Below are 7,034 nucleotides of genomic sequence, written 5' to 3'. Positions count from 1 at the left end.
GTAATCAAAAATACAAACCAAGACGCTCCGTTTTGGCCAGTATGAATTAGTATGAAGAAATTAGGTGTACCCAGAGTCTTATTAATCAAGTAACTTGACCCCTATTTTTTCTTGATAAGCGGATTAATAAATCTTTGCTGGCGGCTGAAAAAGCGGCTAACCAACCTTTCTCTTGCGAAAAAGAGGCCCAGCGCGCAGTTACAATGGGTGTCACGATAAGCGACGTCACGATAAGCGACGATAAGCGTTTCAGTCTGCAAAACAATGATTTCACGGTCTTAAATATTGGCGAACCTACCTTTTTAACTTTTGCAGGGAGGACGCTAGGCTGGGAAGGCGAGGACGAGGTCTATCCTCACTTTATTGGTGAATCAGCCTCTTATCACCTCAATATTGCCTTCGCACTATCAAGAAAAACGCTTATTTGAGCTTGAGGAACTATTCTGTGATTTTGGGTAGTGGTGTGTCATTAGCACTAAATAGAATATTCAATACATTGACTACCTTCGATTCAATATTGTCTTTGGTAATTGGAAAACCAAACAGTGCTTTAGTATAAGTTAACCCGGAAATAGAGGATAAAACCATATCAGCAATATCCTCAGGTGGTTGTGCCGTTTTCAAATACTGTTGCTTTTGCCCATTCTTTATCAGGCGAACGAGTTCTTGTATGGCGGGTAAATAACATCGCTTGTAATGCTCTTGCGACATTTCTTTATTCGACAATGCCTGGCTAATCATCAACTGATCAAAGCGCACAATTTGCGGGTCAAAAATAATATTAACGACGTTCACGCAAAATGATTGCAGCATGTTTTGAAACTCTACTTGGTTGTGTACTTCCACTTTTGAGGGCTCGTAAATCCTAGCAACCTCTTGTGTTACGACCGCTTCTAACAACACTTCTTTATTCTCAAAATACTTATATAAGGTCATTTTTGAGGTTTTTGCTGCTTTAGCTAACATATCAGTGGTTACCGCTGGCACCCCAAATTCAAAGAATAGGCTTCTCGCAGCCGCTAAAATTCGGCATTCAGCGTCTTTACGACTCATATTTATGGCTCATATTTAAAACTCTCTTCATTATATTACAGATTTTCAAGTACACGTTCCTACATTTATTATTGCCGCGTAAGCTCTTCAGTTGCGGATTATTAAATTTCTGTCATGTTAATTTTGTATACTGACAAATGCAAAACCTTATGGTACTGTACTGTACAGTACTTATAATCAATATCAACAATTTACTTAAATTGCTTGTACATGCTAGGTTTAGAACAGACTCAACGATGACATAGAGTACGTAATAAACCCGATATATGATTAGCAGCTAATTGATATTAAAAGATAAAACAGCCGCTTTAGTTAAAGGAAAGATAATGCGTTTTACACAAATCGCCACACTAGTAGTCCCTACAATTTTTATATTGAGTGCTTGTTCAGGATCTGAAAAGAATATGCAGCAAAGCAGCACGACTAAAAGTGAGCTTCCTAAAAAAGTCTGGACGACTAAGCTATTACCCGCATCCGATGTCGTAAAAAGACACCTAACTGGTACTCTTCAAGCTGCAGACGCTGCATCGATTTCATTTGAAGTAACCGGTGTTATTTCTACAATGTATGTCGATCTGGGCCAATCTTTCAACAAAGGTGACGTGCTCGCTGAATTAGATAAAGCAGTGTATATGCTGGCAGTTCAGCAAAACAAGAGTGCTTTAGGTGAAGCCACCGCAGCATTAGTTGATGCCAAGCAAACATTTGAAAGAAACAAAGCACTCAGGCGACAAGGCCTAGTATCACAAGCCACATTCGACAATGCTCTCGCTAACTTTGATATTGCCAAGCAGCGCACCAAGGTGGCGGAAAGTTCGTTAGCCATAGCAACTGAGAACTTGTCAGACACAATCCTCGTGGCACCTTACTCAGGACGCGTATCAGCCCGTTTTGTAGAACCTTCGCAGCAAGTGAGTCTTGGCGCTCCGGTAATTAGCATTCAAGGCAATGCAAACTTGGAGGTCAACGCAGCAATACCTGAAGGCTGGATCAGTAAGGTTTCACTTCTTGACCAAGTAGGTGTGATTGTGCCATCCCTTAGTGCATCGACAACTTACCCTGCAACGCTCACCGAAATTGGCGCGCAAGCGTCTATTGCAAATGCGTTTCCGATTACCATTACATTAAATGACAACCACACTGGTTTTTATCCAGGTATGTCGGCTGAAATTATCTTGTCGGTCAGCAGTTTGTTCTCAACTGACGAATATTATGAAGTCCCTTTCAGCGCATTCACCACCGACAAGTCCGGCCCTTATCTATACTTTGTCGCAATCCAACCAACAAAATTAACTAACAAGGACACACCTGTCTACGCCAAAAGCCTGAACAACGAGCTAAATGCGATAGCAAAGAAATACTATATTGAAATTGTTGAATTGAAACCCCAAACCGCGATTATTAAATTCAAGCAGCAACCCGATATAGGCCTTCTTACTGAGTTGCGAATAGTGAAAACTGGCCTCGACTTTTTACGACCCGAACAAGCTATTTCGGCAGTTGAAACCTCAACCCAAATATATAACCAATAGAAGTAATGAAAATGAATTTATCTGATATTGGTTTAACCTATAACCGTTTAGTGATGAGCGCGGTATTGTCATTAATGTTGTTTGGTGGTTTTAGTTACTTTTCATTGCCCGCGCAAGAAGACCCTTCAATTAAAGTTCGCGAAGCGGTTATCACCACTCATTTTCCCGGTATGCCGGCTGAAAAAATAGAACTCCTGATCACTAAAACAGTTGAAGAAGGGGTGCGCAATGTCGATGAGGTTGAAGAAATTCGTTCAATTTCCATGCACGGCACATCTGTTGTTTATGTTGACTTATACGATCGCTATTTCGACCTTGACCAAATTTGGGATAAAGTCCGAAATGAATTAGAGAAAGTAAAAAGCCAATTCCCTGAAGGAACCCCCCCCCATTTTATCAATGATAACTTTGGTGATGTTGCGATATTGACGGTTGCTCTGCAAGCCGATGAAGGCATTTTAATGGGCGATATGTACGACATGGCGCAACATGCTCGGGATATGATGTACACGGTTGAAGGCACACAATCAGTTAGTATTTTAGGGGCACAACAAGAAAATATTGTAATTGAGGTTTCTGACGTTAAAACCGCGCAACTCGGTGTGTCTCCATCACAGTTAATTGAGATATTGCAGCAACAAAACGTGATCCGGTCTGGGGGTACAATTAATTTAAACGGCAAGAGCTTTAATATTGTTCCTAGCGGCGACTTCACGAGCATTGAATCAATCAAAGAGGTTATTTTTACCCTGCCCAATACGAATAACTCAATACGCTTAGAGGATATCGCAACGGTATACCGAAGTGTTCAATCACCTGCATCTCAAACTGCCTATTTCAATGGTGAGCGCGCAATTGTATTGGCTATATCTAAAAACGATCGCTTCAGTGTGACTGAATATACGCCTCGCTTAGAAGAAATGTTGCGTACCTTAGAACAACAAATGCCTGCCGGCATTAGCCTTAAAGTGATTACTCGACAAGCAGACCAAGTCAATGCTGCTGTTGACGGTGTGTCTATAAACGTGGTCCAAACATTATCTATTGTACTTGGCGTTGTTATCTTATTCCTTGGTTTTCGCATTGGGCTGATTGTTGGTGCAATAGTGCCTGCGGTTGTCTTAATTGTGCTCGCTGTACTCAATTTTAGTGGTATGGCACTTGAACGCATGAGTTTAGCAACCCTTATAATCTCGCTTGGCTTACTGGTCGATAATGGTATTGTAGTTGCTGAAGACTTCAAAAAGCGATTAGAAAATGGTGAGAAACGTCGTCAAATTGTGTCTGAAATAGGACGTTCATTAGCAATCCCTTTACTGACCTCCTCTGTTACAACTATGCTGGTGTTCTTGCCATTAATGTTAGCTGAGAGTGACTCTGGTGAATACACTCGTTCAGTGTCAATCGTGATCATTTATTCACTTTTCACTTCATGGTTATTATCCCTCATGGTGACACCTTATTTATGCTACTGGTTTATTACAGATGTAAAGGTAAGGAAGACGGGTATTCAAGCCAAAGTCGCCAATTTATTCAATCTTATAAACCCTGTGTATAAAGCGATTTTGCACTTTGTTTTGAGATATAGAGCGTTTACCATGGCAGGGACCATCCTGCTTTTTATAGGTGCAGGACTTGTGATGACGACGGTTCCAGTGAAATTCTTTCCGGATTCAGATCGCGCTCAAGTATTAGCCTATATTGATTTACCTGCAGGATCTTCAATGCATGAGACAGAAGACGTATTGGAGATGGTATTTGACCTTCTGGACAATAAAGAGCGCTACCCCCATGTCAATAACTACGCAGCATATGGCGGTTTTGGTGGTCCGAGATTTGTATTATCACTCACGCCAATCACACCTGAATCTAGTAAAGCTTTTGTGATGCTTAACTTAACAGACCGACAATTCCAATATGAAACCATGAGAAAGCTTCGTGAAGATTTTGCTAGTGGTTTCCCAATGATTAATGCGCGTGTCACTAAAATGTTTTTAGGTCCTTCTGATTCGAATAAAATTGATGTGCAGGTGATAGGGCCTGACAAAGATTATATTTACAATGTGGCCTCAGAAGTTGAAGCAATTTTCCGCAATTTGGAAGGTACGGTTGACATTAAAAATGACTGGGAAAATAAAATAACTCAGGTTAATGTGCAAGTCGATCAGGCCAGAGCAAAACGCGCAGGCGTTACCTCAGCAGATGTGGCTAACTCCTTAGAAACCTTTTTCTCGGGCACTGTCGTGTCTGAGTTTCGAGACGGCGATGATTTAATACCCATCATTATTCGAGGCCACCCCCAGGATAGGTATGATATTAGCCGCATATACGGTATTAATGTTTTTTCTACAGCAAGAAATGTGAATGTACCATTAGAGCAAGTTGCTGATGTTAATCTTAGCCCCCAGTACGCAAGAATTGCCCGCGAAAACTTATTCAGAACGGTTACGATTGAAGCTAAAAATTTAAACATGACGGCTGAAGATATGGTGCCCATCTTAGAGCCAGAGCTTGATAAACTCAGAGCGAAACTGCCGCCTGCTCATCGTATTGAATTTGACGGAGTTGTCAAAGATTCAAAGGAATCTCAAGCATCTCTTAACGCCAATTTACCACTGTGTTTAGCAGTTGTAATGCTGGTACTAATAGCTCAGTTTAATTCGTTGCGGCGTGCCAGTATTGTTATTCTGACCGTCCCACTTATTTTAATAGGTGCTGTCATTGGCCTACTCGCCGTGCAGGCAAACTTTGGATTTATGGTTATTTTAGGTCTATATGCGTTAGCTGGGATTATTGTCAATAACGCCATTGTATTGATCGATAGAATCGATATAGAGCGTAAGGAAAATGTGGATCAGTATGAAGCAATAGTTCAAGCCTGCCTTCGCAGATTGCGCCCTATAGTGATGTCTACAGTCACTACAATACTTGGCTTATTACCATTGATTATTAGTAAGGACGCCTTGTTTTTCGGGATGGCAAGTGCATTGGCGTTTGGTTTGGCGATTGGCACGTTGTTAACACTCGGTGTTGTGCCTGTGTTATACAGTCTCTTTTTTAATATTAAAAAAGAGCTTATTGCTAAAGAGTATCCAGAATAGCTTCAACGACAGCAACGTTAGCATCAGGAAAATCAATATAATTTAGTTTGCCTATACCCGCCCAGCGATGAATTTTACCTTCTTTACCGAAGGGTTCACCGCTGAACTTATGTATCAGCAAAACAGACAGTAGAACGCGTTTTTCGCTATATTCATGCGCTATTTCGATGAGAGGACCGCGGGGTCAGGTTCGTTGAAAGTAGTCGGAATTGAATAAACGGCATTATGAATTAGAATTTGTATACCCAAAGAATGTAAAGGAATACAAAAATGGCTCGCCTACCTCGACTATCCATCGCTGGCTGTCCTCAGCACATAATTCAACGAAGCAATAATCGCCAAGCGTGTTTCTTTGTTTAGTAGCGGGTTCCTTGAGTTTATTTAGATAAACTCAAGGAACCCGCTACTAAACATAATGTTTTTATTCATGCATTTGTTCTAATGACTAACCATGTTCATTTATTAATGACAGCGCCTTCGAACGATGGGCTCAGTCAAGTTATGTAAAACTTAGGAAGATATTACGTAAGGTACGTGAATCAAACATATCAGCGAACGGGAACATTGTGGGAGGGTCGTTTTAAATCGACGTTAATAGATACTGAAAGTCACCTATTAACACTTTATCGTTACATTGAATTGAATCCCGTTAAAGCGAGGATGGTCGAACATCCGGCTGCGTAATCATGGTCAAGTTATCAGGGTAATGTGGGCGATAGAAATATTACACTGCTGACACCGCACCCTTTGTATTTGGCGTTAGGAAATACTAAAGCGGAAAGAAAGTCTGCTTACCAAAGCCTTTTTCTCTCACATCTATCCGACAAGACAATTCAGGCTATTCGCGATGCAACAAATAAGGCATGGGCGTTAGGTGATGAGTCGTTTATTGAACAGGTGTCTAATACCTTACCTAGAAGAGCCATGCCATTACCACAAGGTGGTGATCGGAGATCTAAAGCGTTTAACTCATAAAATCTAAGTAACTTTTACTTTTCAAAGAACCTGACCCCGCAGGTTTTGTTGTTGTGCAGGTTTGGTTAATTTTGTTAATTCTCCAGATATGACACATTCTAGATTTCAGACCAACTCATCAGTGGCTAATGATAATATTTCCATGGTGGTTTAGCCCAGAATAGCAGTTCAAGTCTTGCTGACCGCGCAAGCCGTTTATCCATTTCGTCGCAGAATGATTTAACGTAATATACATCAAAACGTCATAATTAAATGCCATGTTAGAGAATTATAATTGTGGGCGTTAGACTATGTTAGCAACAATACAGTTTGATTCGATTAAAACCCGTTTAATCATTATTATCACGGTGTGTTTGTCGGGAATGCTGGTGTT

At 40.8% G+C, this 7,034-nt stretch carries 4 protein-coding genes and 1 pseudogene; 4 read left to right on the top strand and 1 reads right to left on the bottom strand.

All coding sequences use genetic code 11. The features are described from left to right. Window positions 1-134: 134 nt before the first annotated feature. Window positions 135-428 (top strand): hypothetical protein, encoded by a 294-nt coding sequence (locus ACJAZP_RS19495; protein ID WP_415232408.1) that lies wholly within the window; start codon window positions 135-137, stop codon window positions 426-428. Between the two features lie 10 nt (window positions 429-438). Here ACJAZP_RS19495 and ACJAZP_RS19490 read toward each other — a convergent pair whose 3' ends face one another. Continuing rightward, window positions 439-1,053: a TetR/AcrR family transcriptional regulator gene (locus tag ACJAZP_RS19490; RefSeq protein ID WP_415232407.1), complete on the bottom strand. Its 615-nt coding sequence runs from the start codon at window positions 1,051-1,053 to the stop codon at window positions 439-441. A 326-nt stretch (window positions 1,054-1,379) separates the two neighbouring features. On the opposite strand from ACJAZP_RS19490, the gene ACJAZP_RS19485 reads away from it, so the two are divergent. From ACJAZP_RS19485 to ACJAZP_RS19475, 3 genes and pseudogenes are all read left to right on the top strand, one after another. Next, window positions 1,380-2,585, top strand: coding sequence for an efflux RND transporter periplasmic adaptor subunit (locus ACJAZP_RS19485; protein ID WP_415232406.1), 1,206 nt, complete (start codon window positions 1,380-1,382; stop codon window positions 2,583-2,585). A gap of 11 nt (window positions 2,586-2,596) precedes the next feature. Then, window positions 2,597-5,686, top strand: coding sequence for an efflux RND transporter permease subunit (locus tag ACJAZP_RS19480; protein WP_415232405.1), 3,090 nt, complete (start codon window positions 2,597-2,599; stop codon window positions 5,684-5,686). A 399-nt stretch (window positions 5,687-6,085) separates the two neighbouring features. Next, window positions 6,086-6,193: pseudogene (locus ACJAZP_RS19475) on the top strand (transposase); the annotation flags it as partial. Window positions 6,194-7,034 lie beyond the last annotated feature (841 nt).

Origin of the sequence: Psychromonas sp. (assembly GCF_047632955.1) — a bacterium.
Lineage (GTDB): Bacteria > Pseudomonadota > Gammaproteobacteria > Enterobacterales > Psychromonadaceae > Psychromonas.
Note: the sequence above shows the minus strand (reverse complement) of the source record. Positions and strands in the feature narration are given on the sequence as shown.